General features: G+C 64.9%; 22 protein-coding genes. 13 read left to right on the plus strand and 9 right to left on the minus strand.

The features are described from left to right. Nucleotide 1 precedes the first annotated feature (1 nt). Nucleotides 2-1768, minus strand: a complete 1767-nt coding sequence (locus tag PX52LOC_RS06715; RefSeq protein ID WP_149109363.1) for an acyl-CoA dehydrogenase family protein — start codon at nt 1766-1768, stop codon at nt 2-4. 130 nt (nt 1769-1898) lie between these two features. Between PX52LOC_RS06715 and folE the strand changes: the two genes are divergently transcribed. The 5 genes from folE to PX52LOC_RS06740 are packed head-to-tail and all read left to right on the plus strand — an operon-like array spanning nt 1899 to nt 6860. After that, entirely contained in the window at nt 1899-2507 is a 609-nt protein-coding gene (folE, locus tag PX52LOC_RS06720) for a GTP cyclohydrolase I FolE (protein WP_149115430.1), read from the plus strand. 25 nt (nt 2508-2532) lie between these two features. Further along, entirely contained in the window at nt 2533-5475 is a 2943-nt protein-coding gene (locus tag PX52LOC_RS06725) for an FAD-binding oxidoreductase (protein WP_149109364.1), read from the plus strand. Beyond that, nucleotides 5472-5717, plus strand: a complete 246-nt coding sequence (moaD, locus tag PX52LOC_RS06730) for a molybdopterin converting factor subunit 1 (protein ID WP_149109365.1) — start codon at nt 5472-5474, stop codon at nt 5715-5717. The genes PX52LOC_RS06725 and moaD overlap by 4 nt, the downstream gene beginning before the upstream one ends. A 10-nt stretch (nt 5718-5727) precedes the next feature. Further along, nucleotides 5728-6180: a molybdenum cofactor biosynthesis protein MoaE gene (locus tag PX52LOC_RS06735; RefSeq protein WP_149109366.1), complete on the plus strand. Its 453-nt coding sequence runs from the start codon at nt 5728-5730 to the stop codon at nt 6178-6180. A gap of 50 nt (nt 6181-6230) precedes the next feature. Then, on the plus strand, nt 6231-6860 hold the full coding sequence (locus PX52LOC_RS06740) for a histidine phosphatase family protein (RefSeq protein WP_149109367.1): 630 nt from the start codon (nt 6231-6233) through the stop codon (nt 6858-6860). Here PX52LOC_RS06740 and PX52LOC_RS06745 read toward each other — a convergent pair. Further along, nucleotides 6850-8124 carry an MFS transporter gene (locus tag PX52LOC_RS06745; RefSeq protein ID WP_149109368.1) on the minus strand — a complete coding sequence of 425 codons (1275 nt, stop codon included), beginning with the start codon at nt 8122-8124 and terminating at the stop codon, nt 6850-6852. The genes PX52LOC_RS06740 and PX52LOC_RS06745 overlap by 11 nt on opposite strands. Continuing rightward, the gene (locus tag PX52LOC_RS06750; protein WP_149109369.1) at nt 8121-8882 is read right to left on the minus strand and encodes a creatininase family protein; all 762 of its coding nucleotides are present in this window, start codon (nt 8880-8882) and stop codon (nt 8121-8123) included. The genes PX52LOC_RS06745 and PX52LOC_RS06750 overlap by 4 nt, the downstream gene beginning before the upstream one ends. 23 nt (nt 8883-8905) lie before the next feature. Between PX52LOC_RS06750 and PX52LOC_RS06755 the strand changes: the two genes are divergently transcribed. After that, nucleotides 8906-9835: an amidohydrolase family protein gene (locus PX52LOC_RS06755; RefSeq protein ID WP_149109370.1), complete on the plus strand. Its 930-nt coding sequence runs from the start codon at nt 8906-8908 to the stop codon at nt 9833-9835. Nucleotides 9836-9838: 3 nt separating this feature from the next. Further along, complete coding sequence (locus PX52LOC_RS06760) at nt 9839-10516, plus strand: RsmE family RNA methyltransferase (RefSeq protein WP_149109371.1); 678 nt, start codon at nt 9839-9841, stop codon at nt 10514-10516. Here PX52LOC_RS06760 and PX52LOC_RS06765 read toward each other — a convergent pair. Together PX52LOC_RS06765 and PX52LOC_RS06770 are read right to left on the minus strand one after the other, a co-directional pair. Then, a complete protein-coding gene (locus tag PX52LOC_RS06765; RefSeq protein ID WP_149109372.1) occupies nt 10505-10858 on the minus strand; it encodes a VOC family protein in 354 nt (117 codons plus the stop codon). The two genes, PX52LOC_RS06760 and PX52LOC_RS06765, sit on opposite strands and share 12 nt — an antisense overlap. Nucleotides 10859-10873: 15 nt before the next feature. Beyond that, complete coding sequence (locus PX52LOC_RS06770; protein WP_218575288.1) at nt 10874-11413, minus strand: 3'-5' exonuclease; 540 nt, start codon at nt 11411-11413, stop codon at nt 10874-10876. A gap of 39 nt (nt 11414-11452) precedes the next feature. Between PX52LOC_RS06770 and PX52LOC_RS41900 the strand changes: the two genes are divergently transcribed. From PX52LOC_RS41900 to PX52LOC_RS06785, 3 genes are all read left to right on the plus strand, one after another. Beyond that, complete coding sequence (locus tag PX52LOC_RS41900) at nt 11453-11593, plus strand: DUF2256 domain-containing protein (RefSeq protein ID WP_149109373.1); 141 nt, start codon at nt 11453-11455, stop codon at nt 11591-11593. A 55-nt stretch (nt 11594-11648) separates the two neighbouring features. Further along, nucleotides 11649-12686: a DUF6807 domain-containing protein gene (locus PX52LOC_RS06780; RefSeq protein WP_149109374.1), complete on the plus strand. Its 1038-nt coding sequence runs from the start codon at nt 11649-11651 to the stop codon at nt 12684-12686. Nucleotides 12687-12901: 215 nt separating this feature from the next. Further along, nucleotides 12902-14692, plus strand: a complete 1791-nt coding sequence (locus tag PX52LOC_RS06785; protein ID WP_149109375.1) for an HD domain-containing phosphohydrolase — start codon at nt 12902-12904, stop codon at nt 14690-14692. Here the strand turns inward: PX52LOC_RS06785 and PX52LOC_RS06790 are convergent. Continuing rightward, the gene (locus PX52LOC_RS06790) at nt 14668-15591 is read right to left on the minus strand and encodes an aldo/keto reductase (RefSeq protein WP_149109376.1); all 924 of its coding nucleotides are present in this window, start codon (nt 15589-15591) and stop codon (nt 14668-14670) included. The two genes, PX52LOC_RS06785 and PX52LOC_RS06790, sit on opposite strands and share 25 nt — an antisense overlap. An 82-nt stretch (nt 15592-15673) precedes the next feature. Here PX52LOC_RS06790 and PX52LOC_RS06795 point away from each other — a divergent pair, with 82 nt between their 5' ends. Continuing rightward, nucleotides 15674-16141 (plus strand): YbaN family protein, encoded by a 468-nt coding sequence (locus tag PX52LOC_RS06795; RefSeq protein ID WP_168218842.1) that lies wholly within the window; start codon nt 15674-15676, stop codon nt 16139-16141. Nucleotides 16142-16147: 6 nt separating this feature from the next. Here the strand turns inward: PX52LOC_RS06795 and PX52LOC_RS06800 are convergent, their stop codons facing one another. Together PX52LOC_RS06800 and PX52LOC_RS06805 are read right to left on the minus strand one after the other, a co-directional pair. Next, the gene (locus PX52LOC_RS06800) at nt 16148-17287 is read right to left on the minus strand and encodes a DUF932 domain-containing protein (protein ID WP_149109378.1); all 1140 of its coding nucleotides are present in this window, start codon (nt 17285-17287) and stop codon (nt 16148-16150) included. 95 nt (nt 17288-17382) lie between these two features. Continuing rightward, complete coding sequence (locus tag PX52LOC_RS06805; RefSeq protein WP_149109379.1) at nt 17383-18489, minus strand: DEAD/DEAH box helicase; 1107 nt, start codon at nt 18487-18489, stop codon at nt 17383-17385. A gap of 134 nt (nt 18490-18623) precedes the next feature. Here PX52LOC_RS06805 and PX52LOC_RS06810 point away from each other — a divergent pair, with 134 nt between their 5' ends. Next, complete coding sequence (locus PX52LOC_RS06810) at nt 18624-19871, plus strand: hypothetical protein (protein ID WP_149109380.1); 1248 nt, start codon at nt 18624-18626, stop codon at nt 19869-19871. 12 nt (nt 19872-19883) lie between these two features. On the opposite strand, the gene PX52LOC_RS06815 is transcribed toward PX52LOC_RS06810, so the two are convergent. Beyond that, entirely contained in the window at nt 19884-20834 is a 951-nt protein-coding gene (locus PX52LOC_RS06815) for a DUF1559 domain-containing protein (protein WP_149109381.1), read from the minus strand. Between the two features lie 193 nt (nt 20835-21027). On the opposite strand from PX52LOC_RS06815, the gene PX52LOC_RS06820 reads away from it, so the two are divergent. Beyond that, the gene (locus PX52LOC_RS06820; RefSeq protein ID WP_149109382.1) at nt 21028-21441 is read left to right on the plus strand and encodes a nuclear transport factor 2 family protein; all 414 of its coding nucleotides are present in this window, start codon (nt 21028-21030) and stop codon (nt 21439-21441) included. Nucleotides 21442-21513 lie beyond the last annotated feature (72 nt).

Genomic DNA, 21513 nt, shown 5'->3' on the forward strand with positions numbered 1-21513 from the left:
GTCATCTTCGCCCGAGCACGCCGTCGGCCGTTCGCACGCAGTCGGCGTCGTCGTGGTCGGTCAGCGCGGCGAAGTTCGCGGCGATGCGGCGGGCGGCGATCTTCAGGAAGTACCGGCCGGCGTCAACGTCGGCGTGCGGATCCTTGCTCGGGTGAGCGAGCAAGTGATCGAGTCGCGAGAGGGTACACGCCGACACGTACAGGTCGATCGCAATGTCGGCGATCCGCTCGTGGATGAGTTGGGCCTGCACGAACTTTGTCTCGTCCTTCAGCCGCAGGAAGACGTGCGGCAGTTCCAGGCCGAACTTCTTCACGTTCGCGGCAAACGATGCGGCGTCGGCCGCGAGTTGTGGCGAATTCACCGGCACTGTCGGCGTGCTCGCCCACGGGAGGACGAGTTTCGTGCCGACGCCGAGGGCCGCGCCGATCTTGCGGAAGCTCCACCGGCCGCCGATCATGTCGTCGCGAAGCGTCTTCAGGTACTCGCCCGGCCCGCGACAGCCGACGACGGCGATGAACGCCTTCAATACGTCGTTCGCCCCCTCGCCGATCTGGTTGATACGGGCGTCGCGCATCCACCGCTCGTAAGGCTGGTCGCAGAAGTACGCCTTGCCGCCGAAGATTTGGATGCAGTCGTTCACGATGGTCCAGAGGTGTTCCGTTGCGAACACCTTCAGGATCGCCGTCTCCAGCATGAAGTCTTCTTGCCCGCTGTCGATGCACCGGGCGCACTGGGCCGTGGCCGCCTCCATCGCGAAGGTGTGAGCGGCGGCGAACGCGATCTTCTTCTTCACCAACTCGAACTCGCTCAGCGTTTGCTGGAACTGCCGGCGGGTCTTGGCGTGCCCGACCATCGCCTCGATGCACGCCTTCGCGTGGCCGGTGCAACTCGCCCCGAACGTCGTGCGGCCGAAGTCCAGGACGGTGAGCGCGACCTTCAATCCTTTGCCGATCGGCCCGAGGACGTTGGCCTTCGGCACGCGCATGTTGGTGAACCGCAGTTTCCCGGTGGCGGTGCCGCGAATGCCGCACTTCTCGGCCCGCGCTTCCACCACTTCGAATCCCGGCAGGTCCGGCGTGACGAAGAACGCCGTGACCCGCGACTTACCGTCGGGGCCGGTCATCTTCGCCATCACGGTCAGAACGTCCGCGATGCCGCCGTTGGTGATGTAGTGCTTCAAACCGTTCAGAACGTAGCCGTCGCCGTCTTCCACCGCCGTCGTCTGCACGTTCCCCGCGTCGGACCCGGCTTCCGGTTCCGTCAGCGCGAACGCGGCCAGTTTCCGCCCGGCGACCAGGTCCGGCAGCCACTTCGCCTGCTGCTCCGGCGTGCCGAACAAGAGCAATGCACGGATGCCGATGCTGTGGTGCGCGTTCACGAAGACGGCCGTGCTGGAGCAGTGGCCGCCGAGGATTTCCATGACCTTCAGGTATTGCTGCTGGTTGAACCCGAGGCCGCCGACGCTCGGGGGGGCCGTCATGCCGAGGACACCGAGGTCGCCGAGGCCGCGGACGACGGAATCGGGGATCATTGCCTCGCGGTCGATCTTCACGGCATCGATCCGGTCGCGGGCAAACATCCGCACCTTCGCCGCCGCCTCATCCGCCTGTTGCTGCTTCGCGACCGGTAACGTCGGGTACGGGAACACCAGATCGCCACGGACTTTGCCGTAGAACAGGGCCTTCGCGAAGCCGAGTTGTTCAACCGATCCCAATAACTCTTCGACCTGTTTCTTTTGCTCGGCAACCTGTGCGGCGGTGAGGGCCATGAACGGAACCTCCGGCGAAGGGGATACCCCATTCTACACCACGGGGCCGGTCGGCGTCGGAAGGCGATGGCCCTCCTACAATGGAGGTGTCCCACCCTCACGATGAGCAGCCGTGGCAAAATCCGAAGAAATGACCCTGTCGAAGTTGGCCGCCCTCCATGCCTCCGAGTACCAACCGGTGGACGTGGAGCGGATCAAGCACGCGGTGCGGGAAATCCTGCTCGCCGTGGGCGAAGACCCGGACCGCGAAGGGCTGCTCGAAACGCCGGATCGGGTCGCCCGGATGTACGCGGAAGTGTTCAGCGGCCTGCACACCAACCCGGCGATTCACCTCCAGAAACTGTTCACGCAGAAACACGACGAGATGGTGATAGTCAAGGACATCGAGTTTGCCTCGTGCTGTGAACACCACCTGCTACCCTTCACCGGGAAGGCCCATATCGGCTACCTGCCGGACGGGAAGGTCGTCGGCCTTAGCAAGCTCGCCCGCGTCGTCGATGTGGTGGCGAAACGGCCGCAGGTGCAGGAGCGGATGACCGAGACGATCGCGGATCTGATTATGAGTGAAGTGCAACCGCGGGGCGTCGGCGTCATCATCGAGGCCAGCCACTCGTGCATGACGATCCGCGGCGTCCGCAAGCCGGGAGCGATGACGATCACCAGCGCCGTCCGGGGGCTGGTGAAGTCGAACCCGATGACCCGCAACGAACTAATGACGCTGGTCTACAACAAGAGTTGAGCCCGACGGGCGTATAACACTTCCTGTGCCGACCACGCCGCCACAACTGGCTGACGACCTGCGGGGGTTCGTGCGCGGTCGCGTGATCGCCGACGAACTCGCCCGCGGGCTGTACGCGACGGACGCCAGCCCCTTCCACATCCTGCCCGCGGCGGTTGTCGTTCCGCTGGACGAAGACGACCTGATCGCGGTCGTGAAGTACGCCCACGAACATGCCGTGCCGATCACCCCGCGCGGGGCGGGCACGGGGTTGGCGGGCGAGTCACTCGGGGCGGGGATCGTACTCGATCTGAGCGCGAACTTTCGAGCCATCTCAGACATTACCGGCGATACGGTCACGGTCGAACCGGGCGTGACCCTGGCGGAACTGAACGCCGAACTCGCGGTCCACAGCCGGCGGTTCGCCCCCGATCCGGCAAGCGGCGGTAGTTGCACCCTCGGCGGCATGATTGCGACAAACGCCAGCGGCGGGTCGGCCTTCCGCCACGGCTATACCCGCGACCACTTGGCCGGCGTTCGGGCCGTTCGCGACGACGGGTTGTTTCTGGAGACCAGTACCACCGACGAGCGACTCACGGCCGTGGCCACGTTGCTGGCCGAGAACCGTGAGTTGATCCGAGCACACCAGCCCCTCGCCCCGTTCAACCGTTGCGGCTACTTACTGCCCGGCGTGCTGACCCGCGGGGGTGTCGATCTCGCGAAACTGCTGGCCGGCAGCGAGGGAACGCTGGCGGTCGTCACGCGGGCGACGTTGCGAACGATTCCCCTGGCCGGTGGTGTGTGCCAGTTCGCGCTCGGCTTCACCACCCTGGAGGCCGCACTGCGGGCGGGACCAGAACTCCGGGCGGCAACGGGCATTGTGGCCTGCGACGTTCTCGATCAGCGCTTACTCTCGCTGGCGAAAATCGCCTTGGTGCCGGCGGCGGCGGGGGCGGTGATTCTGGGAAAGATCGAAGCCGACACGGAACGCGAGGCGGTGGAATTCGGCCAACAGGCGGTGGAGCGGGTACGGGCCGCCCACCACTGCCTCGTGATCGTTGAGCCGACGGGCGAACCGCAAGTGCTCGACCGCTTGCGGGCCTTCCGCGATTCCGCCGTGTCCAGCCTATACGCCCTCGGCCGCGGCCGCCGCCCCGAAGCGTTCATCGAGGACATCGGTGTGCCGCCGGAGGTCTTGCCCGAGTTCGTCGCGAGGGTGCAGGAGATTCTCCGGGCCGACGAACTGAACGCCTCGTTCCTGGTCCACCTTCTGACGGGTCAAATTCACACGCGACCCCTTCTGGACGTCACCCTGCCGGCGGACCGCGAGAAGATGTGGCCGCTCGCGGACAAGGTTCACACGTTGGCCCTTGAGCTCCGCGGCACGATCAGCACCCAACACGGCGTGGGCCTCGCCCGCACGCCGTGGGTGGAGAAGCAGTACGGCCCGCTCACCGCCGTCTTCCGCGAGATCAAGCGCACCTTCGACCCGAAGAACATCCTCAACCCCGGCAAGATTCTGGGGCCGGACCCGTCGCGGCCGGCATGGCCGATGGCTTCACACGGGGTCAAGGGTACGCAGCCTGGCGTTTGGCAGACCCCGGCCTCAGGCAGTACGAGTGACGGGTCTGGGTCCTTCTCTGCCGTCTCACAGACCCCGGACTCGGACGTCTCCCCGGCTCCATTTCCAACGCCCGTGGAACGGCAGCCGCTCTTACTTTGGAGGGACAACAGCCCCCAAGACGAGGCCAACAAGTGCAACGGCTGCGGCGACTGCCGGCCGCGGCGAGGGCCGGTGCGGATGTGCCCGATCTTCCGGGCGACCGGCGACGAGGCGGCCACGCCGCGGGCGAAGGCGAACGTGGTGCGGTTGCTCGACGACCCTGCGAAACTGGAAGGGGACGAAGTCGAGGCCGTCGCGCGGTTGTGCGTAAACTGCAAGATGTGCCGTGACGAGTGCCGGGCGAAGGTGGACGTGCCGAAGTTGATGCTGGAAGCGAAGGCCGCCTACCACGAAGCCCACGGCTTCCGTCGGCACGACTGGCTGCTGGCGCGGGCCGAGTCGCTGATGCGGCTCGCGAGTCGGTCCTCGTGGACGGTCAACGTCCTGCTCGCGTCGCGCGGAAGCCGGTGGCTGCTCGAAAAATTCTTCGGCCTGTCGCGGCACCGGAAACTACCGCGGTTCACACACCGCACCTTCCTCCGACAAGCCTGGTGGGCCGGGTTGACGAAGCGGCCGAAGGCCACGGAGGCGCGGAAAGTCGCGTACTTCGTGGACGTCTTCGCCAACGTCTGCGACCCCGGCATCGGGCACGCCGCCGTCGCGGTCTTGAAGCACCACGGGTTCGAGGTTCACGTCCCGTTCCGGCAGCGGGGCAGCGGTATGACGCCGTTGAGCTTCGGCGATGCCGACGCCGCTCGCGACGCGGCCCGATACAACCTGCGGGCACTCGTGGAACTGGCCCGCGACGGCTACACGATCGTCTGCACTGAACCGGCCGCCGCGCTGGCCCTGTCGCACGATTACCTCTCGCTGCTGGACGACGCCGACGCGGCCCTCGTTGCGAATCAGACGGTGGAATTGACAACCTTTCTCGGCGAACTCCACGAGCGGGGAGAGCTAAAGTCGCCGACGCGGCCCCTGCTCATCGGCATCGGGCACCACGTGCCGTGTCACGTCAAGGCGACCGGCAAACTGCCCGCTTCGCCAAAGCTGCTGTCGTTGATCGAAGGCATCACGGTGGACGCCATCGACCGTGGTTGCTCCGGCATGGCCGGGGCGTGGGGGCTGGGCGCTCGGAACTTCGAGGCGTCGTTGAAGGCCGGTGCGGAGATGATCGCCGCCCTCGACCGGCCGCGAATTCTGTACGGTTCGACGGAGTGCTCGGCGTGCCGGATGCAGATGCAGCAGGCGAGCGGCAAGCGAACGCTGCATCCGGTGCAATACCTGGCGATGGCCTACGGCCTGATCGAGATGGACCTGGAATGACGCTCACGGTCTTGCTCTTCGCCCGGGCGAAGGAACTGGTGCAGCGCGACGCGGTGTCCGTGATACTTCCGCCGAGTGCGACGGTCGGCGACCTGCGGTCGCGGTTGGCCGCGGAATTCCCGCAATTGTCGTCGCTGCTCGGCGTGTGCGTGATCGCCGTGAACCACGACTTCGCCGACGATTCCCGCGGGTTGCTACCTTCGGACGAGATTGCCGTCATCCCGCCGGTCAGCGGCGGATAGAATCGTCCCCATGACCCGGCTCACGCCCGACCCCATCGACTACCACGCACTGACCGATTCCGTCGTCCGCCCGGAATGTGGGGGCGTGGTCCTGTTCCTCGGCACCGTCCGCGAACTGACCGGCGACGTGCGGACGGTCTTCCTCGACTACGAAGCCTACCCGCCGATGGCCGAGAAAAAGCTGGCCGAAATCGAGGGCGATGCCCGGGCGAAATGGCCCGTCGGCGACGTGGCGATCGTCCACCGCCTCGGCCGGTTGCACGTCGGCGACGTGAGCGTGGCGGTGGCCGTGAGCTGCCCGCACCGGGCACAAGCGTTCGAAGCGGGGCGGTTTCTGATTGACCGCGTGAAAGAATTGGTTCCAATCTGGAAGAGAGAGAACGCCCCCGACGGGCAGTCGACGTGGGTACACCCTTCAATCCGGAATCCGGAGCCGGGGTCGGTCGAAGACAACGTCGGCTGAACCCCGCCTCCGGACCCCTGGTTCCTGACCTCTGACCCCTGGAGTTTCCGATGGCCGCTGTCGACTCGAATCTGCCGAAGGTCTACCTCGCTCGGCACGGCGAGACGGAGTGGACCAAGACCGGCCAGCACACCGGCCGCACCGACATCGCACTGACGCCGCAGGGCGAGGACGACGCCAAGCTCATCGGCCTCCGCGTCGCCCACTTGAAGTTCACCAGCGTTTTCACCAGTCCCCTCCAGCGGGCGAAGCGGACGAGCGAATTGGCGGGGTTCGCCGCCCTCGTCGACCCGGACCTGATGGAGTGGGACTACGGTAGCTTCGAGGGAAAGAAGACGGCCGACATTCGCAAGGTGCAGGCCGACTGGCAACTCCTCAAGCACGGCGCGCCGAACGGCGAGACGGCCCAACAGGTCGCAGCACGGGCCGACCGCGTCATCGCGAAGGTGAAGGCCCTCACCGGAAACGTGCTGATCTTCGCGCACGGCCACTACCTGCGGGTGTTCGCGTCCCGCTGGGTCGGGGCCGACCCGGCGTTCGCGCAACACCTCCTCCTCGGCACGTCGTCGATCAGCGTTCTCTCGTTCGACCACGGCCGCATCGAGGAACCGGCGATCATGCTCTGGAACGACGACCGCCACCTCAGCGGCGAAGGGTGCGTGATCCCGGTCAAGAAGTAACGCGGCCGCGACTCGGCCACAACAATACCACGGCAACCAGCCCCGTCAGCGGGGCCAAGCCGGCGATCGTCAGGCCGAGGGCATAGCTCTTGGTCTGGTCGATATAGCTGCCGAGTTGCGTTTGCACGAAGCCCGCGAGGAACCACGCCGACGCCGCCAGCGTGCCGGAGAGGGACGCCATCCACTTCGCCGGTAGCTCCTGCGCCAAAGCGTAGTAGTACGGGTGCAGGCCGAGAATCCCCGCCCCGGCGACCATCAACAACGACACCTTTGCGGAGTTCGAATCCGCCAACGGCACCACGGCCGCCAGGGCCGTGATCGCGGCATAGAGGGTGAAGCCCACGAGCCGGGCGGAATGCACCCGCAGGCCGCGACTCACGAGCAACTTCACCCACACCCCGGACAGTAGACAGCCGATTTCCGCGGCGATGTAGAAGCCCGCCACGGCGAAGTCGGCGTCGTCGGCCGAGAGTTTCTGCGACTCCTTCAGGTACTTCGGCAGCCACGCCCGAAGGAACTGCCAGCTCACGGTGAGACTCGCCACGACCACGGCCAGCGTTAGGATTTGTCGAATCGCGACACTCGTTGGCGGACCGACCGGCGCGTCAGCCGACGGCGGCAATGGCCGGTTCAAATCGTTCGGCCGCACCAGCACCAGCCAGAGCGGAATCCACAACAGGCCGCCGGCCCCGACGGTCCAGAACACGACGCCCCACTCGCCGCCGAGGTGCCGGACTTCGCGAACGTAGAGCGGAATCAGTATCGCTCCGAGCGACGCGCCACTTTGCAGCAGGCCGTTGCCGAGCGGCCGTTCGGCGGCCGTCAGAATCTGGCGGGCCGTCAACAGCGCACACGGCCAGTGCCCGGATTCGAACAGCCCGAGTATCGTGCGGCAGAGGAGCAGCCAGCGGAACGGTCCCGCCCCCGGTTCGTCGCCCGGCCCTTCCAGGTGTTGTGTGATCGACGGCGCGGCCATGCACGGCGTGAGCAAACCAGCCGCCGACCATCCGAGCAGGACGAGCGGGTACAACCGCCGGGGGCCGACGCGATCGGCGATCAGTCCGAAGAGAATGGAACCGGCCGCGAAGGCGTAGCTAAAGCAGCCTTCGAGCAAGCCGTATCGTGTGTCGTCGAGGTGATAAAGCGCCTTCAGGTCCGTCGCGGTTTGCGGCAGGGCCTGCCGGTCCATGTAGTTCAAAAGCGTCGCCAGCATCAGCGTGCCGCACACGGCCCACTTCCACGTCCAACGGGGAGACGGTGTCATACGTCCCACCCGTGGCCGGCATGGCTCGTCATTCGCTCCAGGTATGCCGCGACTCCGGCCGTGAACACACGGAAGAGTGCTTCGCCCTTCTCGGCAGTTGCGGCGGCTGGCGAGCCGATGTGCCCCGGTTCGCTGCGATCAGGCATCGTCCAACCACGATAGCCAGGTGCGCCGCCGGTGCCGAACGGGACTTCCGTCACTGCCGACAAGTCGCCGACCACCAACTCCGGGCGAATCGTCAGCATCATCGACGTTTCCCACTCGCAGGCGTGGCCCATCTCCTTTTGCGTCAGCCCGGCGATGATCTCGTTCGGCTTCGCGGCGTCCCAATAAGTCAGCGACAGCAACATCAGATCGCGGCGGTCGCGGTACTTTTGCCGCAGCTCGAAGAGGGCTTGTTGCGACGGGGTCGTGTTGCCGCCGTGGCCGTTGACGAAGGCAATCCGCGTGAAGCCGTGGGCCAGGAAGTTCTCGGCGAGGTCACGCAGCAGGTCCAGGTACACTCGCGGCGAGGCCGACAGAGTGCCGGGCATGTCGAGGTGGTGGTGCGAGTTGCCGAGCCACTGCAGCGGGGCGAACAGCACCTTCCCGGCCACCGGCAGTTGCTTCACGCGGCGGATCACTTCGCCGAGCAAGAGGCTGTCGGTGAACAGTGGCATGTGGTGGCCGTGCTGTTCGAGTGCGGCGATGGGGAAGACGATCGGCGTCGTCCTCGGCAGAGCGGCGACCACCGGCCAAGTGAGTTCGGCGAGTTCCATCGGGATCGTTATATAACGACGGAATGAACCTCACCCGCCGTGAATGGCTCGCAACGACCGCCGCCGCCACGCTGACCGTTCCCGCAACGGCCGCGGACGCGAAGCCGACGATCGTCGACACGCACACGCACTTCTACGACCCCACGCGGACACAGGGCGTGCCGTGGCCGGCGAAGGACGATAAGCTCCTCTACCGCCGCGTGCTGCCGGCGGAGTACCGCAAGCTCGCGGAACCACTCGGTATCACCGGCACCGTCGTCGTGGAAGCGTCGCCGTGGGTCGAAGACAACCAGTGGTTGCTCGACCTCGCGAAAGACGAACCGTTCATCCTCGGCGTCGTCGGCCGGCTGATTCCGACGGAGATGAACTTCGTCGCCAACCTCGACCGCTTCGCCAAGAACCCGCTCTTCCGCGGCATCCGGGTCACGCACGACGAGGTGAAGAAGGCCCTGACCGACGACACCGTGGCCAAGAACCTGCAAGCCTTCAGCGACCGGCGGCTGACCCTCGACGTGAACGGCGGGCCGGAACTGCTCCCCGACATCGTGAAGTTGAGCAAGAAGTTCACGTCGCTGACGATCGTCGTCAACCACATGGCCAACCCGAAGATCGACGGCAAGGCCGCTGACAAGGCCTATCGCGAGAACCTCGCCGCGGCCGCCGAAGGTCGGAACGTGTGGTGTAAATTCTCCGCCTTGGTGGACGGCACGCGGAAGCGAGACGGCAGTGCCCCGACCGACCTCGACTTCTACCGGCCGACGCTCGACGCCGTGTGGGCGGCCTTCGGCGAACTGCGGCTGATGTTCGGCTCCAACTGGCCGGTGAGCGACTACGCGGCGAAATTGGAGACGACGGTTTCGCTGGCGACGAAGTACGTGACGGAGAAGGCCGGCGACCCCGCGAAGGTCTTCGCCACGAACGCGAAGCTCGCCTACCAACTCACCCGCGGGTGACGCATGGCCGACCGCTTCTATACCGCCGACGCGCTCCGGCCCGGCGAGTACCAACTGACCGGCCCGGAAGCCCACCACTTACACGCTGTCCGGCGCATTGACGTCGGCGAGCGCATCACACTCTTCAACGGCGACGGGTTCGAGTACCCGGCCGAAGTCCTCGACGTCGGCAAGAAGTCGGTGGCCTTGCTGGTCGCCGAAGCGGTTGCCGCCAGCCGCGAGCGAACGCCGCCACTGTGGATCGCGTCGGCACTCCCGAAAGGGGACCGGCTCGACTTTCTCATCGAGAAGTTGACGGAACTCGGCGTGACCCGCTTCGTGCCCTTGGTGACGGACCGCAGCATCGTGCGGCCGAAGGCAGACGTGGTCGAAAAGTACCAACGGATGGTGGTCGAGGCCAGTAAGCAGTGCGGGCGAAACGTGCTGATGACGATTGACCCGCCCGCGTCGTGGGCGCAGTTCGTGCGGCGGATCGACCTGCCACCACTGAGACTGATTCTGCATCCCGGTGGATCGCTCGCCTTATCAAAGACGACCGAGGAAGCAGTCGTCGCAATCGGACCCGAGGGCGGCTTCTCGGAGAGTGAAACCGCCGTTCCGGGGTGGGCCGTGGCACGGCTTGGGCCGACGATCTTGCGCATCGAAACGGCGGCAATTGCGGCCGCCTGTTCACTTCTCTGACCACACCGCCAGTTCGTTCCCCGCCGGGTCGGTGAAGTGAAAGCGGCGGCCGCCGGGGAAAGCGAACGGTGCCCGCGTGATGACACCGCCGGCCGCGGTTAGACGATCGAGGGTGTCCTCCAGGTCCACGGCGTACAGCACCACGAGCGGCCCCTTCGACTTCTCGCCCGGGTCGGACGCCAACCCGCCGGAGAGGCGGCCGTCGTTGAACGACGAATAGGCATCGCCGTAGTCGGTCCACGTCCAGCCGAAGACGGCCTCGTAAAACTGCTTCGCCTTCGGCACGTCTTGCACGGGGAGTTCGATGTAGTCGATCTGCCGGTCCGAGCTTGCGGGGTTCATGCGAGTCCTCTGCGGTCAGTAGCGGGCGGGGTTAAGTTTGCCCCACAGCGGGCGGCCCTGCTGGCGGGCTGCAATCACGATGCCGGCGCACGCGAGGGCGTCCGACTCGGCGTCGTGGTGCTTCAGCGGCAGGCCGAGGAACTGAGCGACGTTCGGCAGCTTCGTCGGCTTCACGCCCCAGGCTTTGCGGGCCATGCTCACGGTGCAATAGAACGGGTGAACCGGCCGCGGTAAGCCGGCGGTTGCGCAGCAAGCGTACAGAACGCCGCGGTCGAACGCCGCCGCGTGGGCGGCGATGAACTCGACGCCGTCGAGCAACTTCGCGGCCGTCGGCCACAGTTCGCCGAACGTGGGCTGGTTTTGCACGTGCGCCCAGGTGATGCCGTGGATGTACGAGAACAGAATGTGCGGCCGCGGTGGGCGGATGAGGAAATGGCCCTTCTCGACAACGGTCGTCCCCTCGACGACGATAATGCCGACCGAGCAAGCGCTGTCGCGGCCGTGGTCGGCGGTTTCGAAGTCCAGCGCAGCGAACCGGCCCATCGGATTCGTCATAAACTTCAGTGTACGCCCGTGAACCGTGTGGGACAGCCCGTGAAGAAGTCCGACCTCCCGACGAAGATGTGTGCCGCGTGCCGTCGGCCGTTTGCTTGGCGGAAGAAGTGGGCGAAAGTCTGGGAGACGGTGCGGTACTGTTCCGACCGCTGCCGGCGGGCGAAGAAAGCGGCCCATTGACACGCCCGCACTCGCCGCCGATACTGCCAATCCCTCCCTTTTCAGGACCTCACCCATGCTCCGGCGCTACTTCTTCCTCGCCCTCGTCGGCTCGACCGCCCTCGCCTCACGAACACCGGCGGCCGATGTCACCGTCACCAAAACGCCGACCGCCCTCGAATTCAAGGTCGGCGACGAAGTCATCACAAAGTACCAGTACGCCGGCACGGTGCAGGTCGAAAAGGGCGACGGCACGAAGCCGCTCGCCAAGCCGTACTTTTACCCGCTGAACGCCCCCGGCGGCACGTGTGCCACCCGCCCTTGGCCGATGATTCGGGGCACACAGGGGGAGACGACCGACCACTTCCACCAGAAGTCGGCGTGGTTCTGCCACGGCGACGTGATCCCCGAAGGGATCGACCTCAAGACGAAGTCGGCCGACAAGCACGTCAAGGGCGTGGACTTCTGGGCCGAGTCCACCGGCCACGGGCGGATCGTGTGTACCACCGTCGGCGAGCCGAAGGGCGGCCAAGTGAGGACCCAGAACGAATGGCTCACACCCGACGGGGTGAAAATTCTCGACGAGACGCGAACCCTCACCGTGAGTTCCCTCCCGGTCGGACGGCTGATCGTGTTGGACATCGATCTCACCGCGAGCGTCTGCCCGATCACGTTCGGCGACACGAAGGAAGGGTCGATGGGCGTGCGCGTCAGCGATGAGTTCCGCCTCGCGAAGACCGGCAGTGACGGCGTCGTCACGACGGTTGACGGCCAAATCGCGAAGGCCCCGGCGAAAGACAACCTGCCGATGTGGGGGCAACCCTCCGTGTGGCACGACTACAGCGGCAGCGTCGGCGGTAAGACGGTTGGACTCGCGATCTTCGAAGACCCGACCAACAAGTACCCCGCCGTGTGGCACACCCGTGCGTACGGCCTGATGGCCGCGAACCCGTTCGGCCGCGCCGGGTCCGGGTTTCCCGCGATGAAGGGTAACACCGACCTCGTGAAACTGGCGAAGGGGCAACGCCTGACGTTACGGTACGGCCTGTACGTTCACACCGGCGGCACAACCGAGGGCAAGGTGGCCGAAGCGTTCACTGCGTTCAAGAAGTAAAACTGCGCGGCGGGCCGCAACACGGCCCGCATTCCCCCGAATTTCCCGATCCGCCTCTTTCGCCCGTTCTTCAACCGCGTTAAAATTCTTGCAGCCGTCGTTCCCCATTTCGCCTCAATCTTTTGGGTCGGCGGCTTGGCGTCCGTTCCGTGTTCTACAGTTCTACCGATGATTCCGGGCGTTGCGCCACACTACCGGGACTTGAGGACGTCACTGTGAAGCGGGGAATTCGATTGCGGGGTGTCAGCGGGACCGTTAAGGGCAAGGTCTGGCACTCCGAACACCTCCTCCGCTCCGGTCGGCTGAACTCCCTCGAAATCGTCCTCGACGACAGCTCGGTAAGCCGTAAACACGCCGAGGTGCGGGCCGGCAACGACGGTTGCTGGTCGGTCATCGACCTGAACAGCACGAACGGCACGTACATCAACGGCCAGCGGATCGCGGCGAACGTGGACCACCCGATCAAGGGCCGCGACATCGTTCAGTTCGGCAAGATCGCGATGATCGTGGAGTTCACGGAAGCCACGCTCGACGGCCCGCCGTCGGACCAACTCACCCTGGCGGCCAAGCTCGCTCTCCCCGCGTCGTCCGGGATGCTCTCGGCCAGCAAAGTTCTAAGCGCCCCGGCCCCGCGGACCTCCACGGACCACATGCCGCGGGCCGGCGACCAACTCATCGCCCTGCTGCGGGCCGGGCAACACCTCATTCACTTGCAGAGTGAAGACCAACTCCTCGACACGATCCTGAACGACGCCGTCAGCGTGCTCGACGCGCAACGAGGCGCGATCGTGTTGGCCGGCAACGACAACGTGGCCGAACCCCGCCTCCAGCTGCGGTCCCTAGCCGTCGGCCCCCGCGAGCCGGGCGGTCGGTTCCCGTTCAGCCGCCGGCTCGCACAGAAGGCGTTCGCCGCCGGCGAGTCGATGCTGTTCAAGAACCTCCGTGAAGAAGAGTTCCAGGTCACGCAGAGCATCTCCGACGGCGCGATGGGGTCGGTGCTGTGCGTCCTGCTCCGCACGCCCCGGCGGCGGATCGGCGTGCTGCACCTGGACCGCAGCGTCTACCAATCGGCGTTCACCGAGAACGACTTGATGTTCGCGGACGCCCTGGCCGCGCACATGTCGTCGGCCGTCGAGTGCGCCCACCTGTTGCGGCAGCAGCGCGAATTGTTCCTGAAGACGATCACGACTCTCGCCGACATGGTCGAACTCCGCGACCGCTACACCGGCGGCCACACGCGGCGGGTGACGCAATACTCGATCATGCTCGCGGAGAAGCTCGACCTGCCGGAAGAACAGATCGAACTCGTTCGCACCGGCACCCCGCTGCACGACATCGGCAAGATCGGCATTCCCGACGCCATCCTGCAAAAGCCCGGCCGCCTGACGGCGAAGGAATTCGCTGAGATGCAGACGCACACGACGCAAGGCGCGCAGTACCTCGCCAACATCCCGGAGTTGGCCACCATTCTTCCGATCGTCCGCAACCACCACGAGCGCTGGGACGGCACCGGCTACCCGGACCGCCTGGCCGGCGAAGAGATTCCGCTGCTCGCCCGGATCGTGGCCGTGTGCGACGCCTTCGACGCGATGACCAGCGACCGGCCTTACCACGAGAACAAGAAAGGGAAGCCGCCCGAAGTGGCTTTCGCGGAAATTGCCCGGCAGATGGGCCGACAGTTCGACCCGCAGTGCGCCGCCGCCTTCCTGGAAATCAGCGACAGCATCCGCCGGGTGATGAGCGAACTCCAACCCGGCGTGGACGCCACCACGCCCGCACCTCGAATCGTCGGTGCCAACTCAGTCCTCGAACGGTCGTTCCTCACCGGCGATTCGATCAGCGAACTGAACGGCAGTGATATCGCCGTCGGCCCGGATATGTCGCGGGAAGAGGATACCCTCCCCGAGTATCGGACGCACCCGGAATTTCAGATGCTATCGAGCGACGACGGCGACACCAAGCGCCCGGATGGGACGGGCGTTCAACGGCCGGTCGACCATACGTGATCGCGAATCGGCTCTAACACCGCCCGCACGTCCTTCATCATCACCTCGTCAACCGGCGAGGCCAACGCCTTCAAGTTTGCATCCAATTCACTCCGCTTTGCCGTGCCGGTGATCGTACTCGGAATCGCAGCCTCTCCGTAGCAGAACTGCATCCCGAGCGTGGCGATGTCTGCCCCGTGCTCACGGCAGAACGTCGCGGCGGCGGCACACGTCCGTTTCACCACATCGCCAGCCGGGTGCCACGGCGGCGGCCCCTGATTCGTCAGCAACCCCATTGCCAGTGGACTGGCGTTCAGAACTCCGACACCGTGCGATTGCGCGACTGGTAGAAGCTCCGTGAGAAGCCGTTGGTTCTGCAAGTTGAAGTGACAGAACGAAATCACCACGTCCAATCGGCAGCGTTCGATGGCCTGTCGCAAGACGCCGAGTGGGTAGCACGACATGCCGACGAACCGACACTTGCCCTCAGTCTTGAATCGGTGCAGCACGTCGGCGGTGTCGGTGAAGACACGCTCCGGCTCGTCGGCGAACTCGATGTCGTGAGCGAGCAAGATGTCCACGGAATCGACCCGTAGCCGCCGCAGCGATGCTTCGAGCGACGCCCGCATGCCGGCCGGTGTGAAGTCGAACTGTTTCCGCGTCTGCCGCCCAGCCTTCGTGCAGATAAGCACCTTCTCGCGCCAACCGCCTTGCAACACCTCACCGAGAACCTCCTCGGACCGGCCCTCGCCGTAGAACGCCGACGTGTCGATCAGGTTGATGCCGGCGTCGATACCCGCGTGGATGGTGTCGGCTACCTCGCTCGCGCTGACCGGACCGTACTGCTGACCGATCGCCGCCCCGCCCATCGAGACGATGGAGACGCTGAGGCCGGTGTTCCCGAGGGGGCGGCGGTGCATGGTGGGTTCCCTGCGGCGGGTGAGGTTCGGCCCCGCTATTCTGCTAAACTAGTCGGCATTCGTCCCGATTTGTGAGGTGCGTGTGTCCGATCCCGGCACAGTTCTCAAACCGCCCAGGCCCCGGCCGGTCCAGGCCCGCGGCTTGAAGCGGCTCGTCTTCCTGAGCTTCGGCTGCCTTTTCGTGGCCATCGCGGTCGCGGGGGCACTCCTCCCCGGCATCCCGACGACGCCGTGGGTGTTGTCGGCCGCGTACTGCTTCGACCGCTCGTCGGACCGCTTCTCAAGGTGGCTCCGCCGTGCCCCCGTCTTCGGCAAGTTAATTGCCGATTGGGAGCGATACCGCGGCATCCGCCGGCCGATCAAGGTGATGGCCGTCTGCACCGTGGTGACGGTGGTGAGCCTGAGCATCATCTTCTCGGGGCTGCCGGTGTTCGTGAAGTGGATGATCGGCGTGTGGGCGTGTATCGGCGTGTGTACGATCGTGTTCGTGGTGCCGACGGCGAAGATCGTGAATGACAACAGCCCGCCCGTTGTGACGGACGGGCTTTGACTCCCCTCACTTCTTTCGCTTCGAGGCCACCGTCCGGGCGGAACTGTCGATGAAGAAATCCTTCCAGTCCGCGAACTGATCGGCTGTGCCTTCGAGGTCGTACTCGCCGCTAACGAGGTCGCCGATGTAGGCTTGTAGTTTCCGGCCGCCGGTCGGCTTCGCGTGGTGGGTGGCCAACTCGCTCGCGAAGTTCAGCAGGTCGTACACGCGGCAGGCTGTCGGTAGTGTCCGCTGGCGCTTGGCGCTGAGCGCGTCCATGTTCGCAAGGCCGTAGATGCTCGTGAGGTCGCCGGCCATCTTGCCGAAAGCGTGCATCACCGGCGTGTCCCCAAGATTCGCCCCGTCACCGCCCTTGACCGGCATCCGGTTCGGCAACTCGCGGGCGGTCAACATCCCGGACACGGTGCGGGCCAGGCGTGCGACTTCGTGAACCGACGCCCATGACTTGGTCGACGACTCGAATCGCTGACGGAGGGCAGCAAAGCCTTCCTCGTTGTTAAACCCTTCGAGTGCCCGTTCGAGGCCGAAGCTCGCGTTCGCCCCGCCACGACCGAGGCTGATCTCGCTGCGGAACGCCGGCGTCATCGCAATGGCCCCGTTGCTGCAAATCTGCCGGAGCATCGCAAGGTACACCGCCGGCCGGCCGAAACCGTCGATCGGGGTTTCGATGACGTATTGGGCCTCGAAGCCATCGCCGCTGATCGTGAACGGGCTGCTGTGCCGCGGTACGTGGTAGCTGCGGACGATGCCGTCGTGGTAGGTGTGGTCCTTCGCCCGGTAGCGCGTGAGCAGATTCTCCAACTCGTCATTCAAGACGACGCCGGTCTTCGGGTTCGACACTGCGAGCAATGTCGGCGGCGTGCCCTCGGCCCCGTTTTCGAGGCAGTAACGAATCTTGTCGTCCGGCGCTTTCGTGCTGATGCGGCGGAAGACTTCCTCGTGGGAGAAGTAGCGGAAGATATTGTGCGTGAACCCGAACCGGATCTGGAGGCTGTTCCAGAATCGCTTGCCGGGTTTCACCGGGCGGTCCTTCAGCGTCAGCGTGTTCGTGAACTTCACGCTGTTTATCCGGTCCGGGGCGTCTTCCACGGGCGGAACTTGCAGGTCACGAAGGCGACAGGTGCCGTACTCGAAGGTCGTGGTCATGGGAAATCCTTCCGGGTGTTGAGGGAATCGAGAATCGTTTTGCCGCAGAGGGCTGCGGATCAACGCAGAGTTCTGTGCGTGGATCTGCGGCGAAATTAGGCTTCCGAACGCTCGTGCATCCGGGTCGGGGTGGTTCGCTTCTTGAGGAACTCGGGCAGGTCCACCTGCGTCTTGGCCAGTGCCCGCATCGTGTTGACGGCCACCTGTTGGATGCGCGGGTTGACTTGCAGGGACCGCCAGTCGTTGTCCTGCCACACGTATTGCAGTTCGGCCGACGCCGTGCGGATGAAGGGCCACCGCGTCTTCTGGCACTGCACGATGTTCTTCGTCGGCACGTCAGCGTGCTTCCGCAGCACGCGCCCGCACATCTGCACGGTGATGCCCTTCTCGCTCGGCCGGCAGAACACCGTTTGGAGGCTCGGGCAGTCGAACCCTTCCGCGAGGACGATGCAGTTCACGAGCACGTCCACTTTGCCGTTCTCGAACCCTTCCAGTTGCGCGTCGCGATCGCCAGTGGCGGTCACCACTTCGACCCGCACGCCGGCCTTGCGGAGAATCGCGGCGGCCCGTTCGCACTGCGGGATGGTGTGGAAGTAAAAGACCGTCTTGCCCCAGCGGTCACGCTCGCGCAGGTAGAACTCGGTGGCGCTCTCCGGGGTGTACGCGGGAATGGTGAAGTGCCGGAACTTCGAGAGGTAGCCGTCGTCAATCAGCGTGCGGATGCCGGCGTCGCGGATGCTAGTGTCGAAGCAGAGTTTCACTTTGTCGGCCCGGAACGGCGTGGCTGACAGACCGAGGATGTACCGCGGCCGGATGACGTTGTGCAGGTGGGCCATGCTGCCGGCCGCGTCGTGCTGAGCTTCATCGACAACGAGCAGGTCGAGGTTCGCCGGCGGGTTCTTCTCGAACATCGAGATGAACTCTGCTGTGATTGGGATGCCGCGCTCGGCCGCTTCGGCCTTCGCCTGGGCGAGCAGGTACCGCCGCATCGCCACCCAGCCGACGCGGATGCCGAGTTGCTTCTGAAGGCCGGCCGCGATGAGGAGGCCCATCACGGTCTTGCCGCTGCCAGTCGGGCTTTCGACCAGGATCGAGCGGAGTTGCTTGTTCAGGTACAGGTCGAGGGCCTTGCCGACGATGCGGGCCTGGTAGGGTCGCGGGTACACGGCCGTACCGCGAATCAGGTCGTCGATTGTGACCATCGGTTTGCCCGCCACGAGTTGTTGTTGGTGTGGAGGGGTTATCCCAAAAAAATGTTCGCGCGCCGAGGTCCGTAGGAGTTCGTTCGATTTTCCGATTTCCCCTACAATCTCCGCAGACTCACCCCGGAGACGCCATGCGATTGCTCCTCTCGCTCGCCGTGTTGACCTTGTCTCTCGCTTCCGTTCGTGCCGACACGCCGGAGGAAGTCTTCTCGAAGCGCATCGTGCCGATCTTCAAGTCGCCGAACCCGTCGAGTTGCACCCAGTGCCACCTCAGCGGCGTGGACCTGAAGGACTACATCCGGCCGTCGCACCGCGAGACGTTCCTGTCGCTCCGCGATCAGGGGTTGGTCGATCTCGATCACCCCGAGAAGTCAAAAATCCTGCACCTCATCGACATGGGCAAGGACGCAAAAAAGGCGACAGACATCCAACAGAAAAACCGCACGGCCGAGTACGAGGCGTTCGCGGCGTGGGTGAAGGCGAGTTGTGCCGACGCGACCCTCCGCACGGCCCCGAAGCTTGCGGCTACGAACCTGGCGAAGCCCGCGAAGCCGAACGAGGTGATCCGTCACGCGCGAACGGACCGGGTGATGGAATCGTTCGAGAACACGGTCTGGGCGCTGCGGTTCCGCTGTGCGAGTTGCCACACCACGGAAGCCGTCGAGAAGCGGGCAAAAGAGAAGCCCCTGGAATCGCTCGGGGCAAACATGGCCTGGATCCGGCCGACCGCTGAGGAGACGCTGGCATACCTCACGAAGTCGCGGTTGGTGGATGCGAAGAACCCTGAGCGAAGCCTGTTACTCTTGAAGCCGCTGAACGACGAGATCAAACACGGTGGCGGTGTGAAGTTCGTCGTCGGCGATCAGGGGTACAAGGCGTACCGCAGTTTCGTGGACGACTACGCCGCTGTGGTGAACGGGATGTACGCGAAGTCCGACGAGTTACCGAAGAAGCTAAACGTGGTCCAGTTCGGCACCCAATCGTGGTTGAAGATTCAGAACACACCGCCCGCCTGGGCCGACAAGTACATGGCCGTCAAACTGTATGCCTGGGATACTACCACGAAGAAATGGCAGGCGAATCCCGTCGCGACGACCGACCGCAAGGTGTGGGGCGGCGGCAAACTCTGGCAGCACAACCTGACGCTCCTCACGACGCCCGATTCCGCCGACGCGAAGAAGTGGAAGACCGCCACACCGACACTGCCGGGTGGTAAGTACCTCGTCAAAGTCTACCTCGACGCGACCGACCGACTGGCAAAGGATTGGAAGGCCGAACTGAGCGACGACGACTTCGTCGGTGAAGCCGTCGTCGAGTCTCAGTGGCCGACCGGCTACGGCAAGATGACCGTGCTGGACGCGACGGCGGTCAAGAAATAGCCCGATCGGGGGTCAAAAGTCCCCCGTCACTTCGCCCGCGGTCATCGTGCAAAGTGCGGAAAGGGTCACGAGCGAGATCGAGTCCCGCACGAATTGCACATGGCCGTCGGCGAACAACATGTTCCCGCCGCCGGTGTGGAAACTATAAGGCTCGTTGTCATTCTTCTTGTTCATGGACACGTTACACGCCACGCCGCACCCCTCTGTTGAGGCGTCCGGCATGGCCCCGTCCAGGCTGAACGGCCCTTCACTGTCGATCCACCCAATGCCCTGGTCGTTGGTGAGGGCAATATCCGCCGTGCGGTTCCGGTAAACCATCGGGCGACCGGCGGCCTCCACAACCATAATTGTGTTCGACGTACCGTCGGAGATCTGTACCATTGCCGTCCGCGAGTTCCGAGACATGACCGAGAAGCGGGTGGCGGTCGTGTACTGCGCGGCCGTGGTCGGCAGGTGCGGGTTAATCGACGTGGGTTGAACGCCGAGGATCGCCTCGTAGTCGGTACCGGCGAGCGCGTTCGAGAAGGTCATCGCCGGCCGCGGTGCCTTGGCGACGGCCGTTGTCACGACTGCCCGGCCGGGGGTACTCGGGCACTGGTACGTCTTCACGACAACGGCCCCCGCCGTCAGGTTGTTCCCCTCCCACCAGTTCACGTTGAAGTCGTAAAGCGACTTGAGATTCTCCTGTTCGATGTACGGCAACGTGAGGGGTCGCCAGCCGACGTATTTGCCCGCAGGGTTGCCGGGGCCGGCGACCGTCCACCCGGACGCGGGGAAGACCGTATTCGCGTCGTGGAACCCGTGCAACGCCAGACCGAGTTGCTTCAGGTTGTTCAGGCACTGGGCACGGGCCGCGGCCTCGCGCACCTTTTGTACGGCGGGCAGGAGTAGCCCAATCAGGATGGCGATGATCGCGATAACGACGAGCAGTTCGATCAGCGTAAAAGCGTGGCGGCGCTTCATGGCTGGACCTCGGGGGGATAGGGAAACCAAGGTGACTTTATCAGGTTCGCGGAAGGGAATGGGTTGAGAATCGGGCAGACATCGAAATTCTTCGAGAAAAGGATCGCACTAATTTCTCGGGAGGAGCCCCGAAAAGTTGCTAAGCTGGTCTTCCGATGATCAGTCCTTCCCTGTTGTTCTCCGGAACCTTCCTATGTCGAGCAAAGTTGATACTCTCCGGGCCGCCTACCAGCGGTGGGACGATACGCGCGCCGCCGACGATTCCGTCTGGCTCGACCTGATCGGCGACGGCTTCGTGCTACGCTCAATCGGCGACGGGAAGAAGGGGATGGAGTTCTCGGCCCAGCGGGCCGGCCGCGAGGAGATGCACCAATATTTCGCGGGGTTGCGGAACGACTGGACGATGGAGTTCTACCGCCCCGACGAGTTCATTGAGCAGGGTGACCGAGTCGTGGTGTACGGCGAATGCGCCTGGACGAACAAGCACACCGGCAAGACCGCTCGGACGCCGGTTGTGGCCCTGTGGAAGTTTCGCGACGGCAAGGCCATCGAGTTCTTTGAGTTCTACGACACGGCGGCCGCGTTCGCGGCGGCGAAGCCTGATTAACCCGGATCGGGCGGGGCAGTGGGGTACGAAAAAACCTCGGCGGGTTCCGCCGAGGTTCTCCGTGTGTCGGGG

The organism is Limnoglobus roseus, assembly GCF_008254045.1.
Lineage (GTDB): Bacteria > Planctomycetota > Planctomycetia > Gemmatales > Gemmataceae > Limnoglobus > Limnoglobus roseus.

Bases quoted from the DNA above. Each gene is read 5' to 3' on its own strand.
- PX52LOC_RS06715 (WP_149109363.1), bottom strand. From the start codon at position 1,768: ATGGCCCTCACCGCCGCACAGGTTGCCGAGCAAAAGAAACAGGTCGAA.
- folE (WP_149115430.1), top strand. From the start codon at position 1,899: ATGACCCTGTCGAAGTTGGCCGCCCTCCATGCCTCCGAGTACCAACCG.
- moaD (WP_149109365.1), top strand. From the start codon at position 5,472: ATGACGCTCACGGTCTTGCTCTTCGCCCGGGCGAAGGAACTGGTGCAG.
- PX52LOC_RS06735 (WP_149109366.1), top strand. From the start codon at position 5,728: ATGACCCGGCTCACGCCCGACCCCATCGACTACCACGCACTGACCGAT.
- PX52LOC_RS06740 (WP_149109367.1), top strand. From the start codon at position 6,231: ATGGCCGCTGTCGACTCGAATCTGCCGAAGGTCTACCTCGCTCGGCAC.
- PX52LOC_RS06745 (WP_149109368.1), bottom strand. From the start codon at position 8,124: ATGACACCGTCTCCCCGTTGGACGTGGAAGTGGGCCGTGTGCGGCACG.
- PX52LOC_RS06750 (WP_149109369.1), bottom strand. From the start codon at position 8,882: ATGGAACTCGCCGAACTCACTTGGCCGGTGGTCGCCGCTCTGCCGAGG.
- PX52LOC_RS06755 (WP_149109370.1), top strand. From the start codon at position 8,906: ATGAACCTCACCCGCCGTGAATGGCTCGCAACGACCGCCGCCGCCACG.
- PX52LOC_RS06760 (WP_149109371.1), top strand. From the start codon at position 9,839: ATGGCCGACCGCTTCTATACCGCCGACGCGCTCCGGCCCGGCGAGTAC.
- PX52LOC_RS06765 (WP_149109372.1), bottom strand. From the start codon at position 10,858: ATGAACCCCGCAAGCTCGGACCGGCAGATCGACTACATCGAACTCCCC.
- PX52LOC_RS06770 (WP_218575288.1), bottom strand. From the start codon at position 11,413: ATGACGAATCCGATGGGCCGGTTCGCTGCGCTGGACTTCGAAACCGCC.
- PX52LOC_RS06780 (WP_149109374.1), top strand. From the start codon at position 11,649: ATGCTCCGGCGCTACTTCTTCCTCGCCCTCGTCGGCTCGACCGCCCTC.
- PX52LOC_RS06790 (WP_149109376.1), bottom strand. From the start codon at position 15,591: ATGCACCGCCGCCCCCTCGGGAACACCGGCCTCAGCGTCTCCATCGTC.
- PX52LOC_RS06800 (WP_149109378.1), bottom strand. From the start codon at position 17,287: ATGACCACGACCTTCGAGTACGGCACCTGTCGCCTTCGTGACCTGCAA.
- PX52LOC_RS06805 (WP_149109379.1), bottom strand. From the start codon at position 18,489: ATGGTCACAATCGACGACCTGATTCGCGGTACGGCCGTGTACCCGCGA.
- PX52LOC_RS06810 (WP_149109380.1), top strand. From the start codon at position 18,624: ATGCGATTGCTCCTCTCGCTCGCCGTGTTGACCTTGTCTCTCGCTTCC.
- PX52LOC_RS06815 (WP_149109381.1), bottom strand. From the start codon at position 20,834: ATGAAGCGCCGCCACGCTTTTACGCTGATCGAACTGCTCGTCGTTATC.
- PX52LOC_RS06820 (WP_149109382.1), top strand. From the start codon at position 21,028: ATGTCGAGCAAAGTTGATACTCTCCGGGCCGCCTACCAGCGGTGGGAC.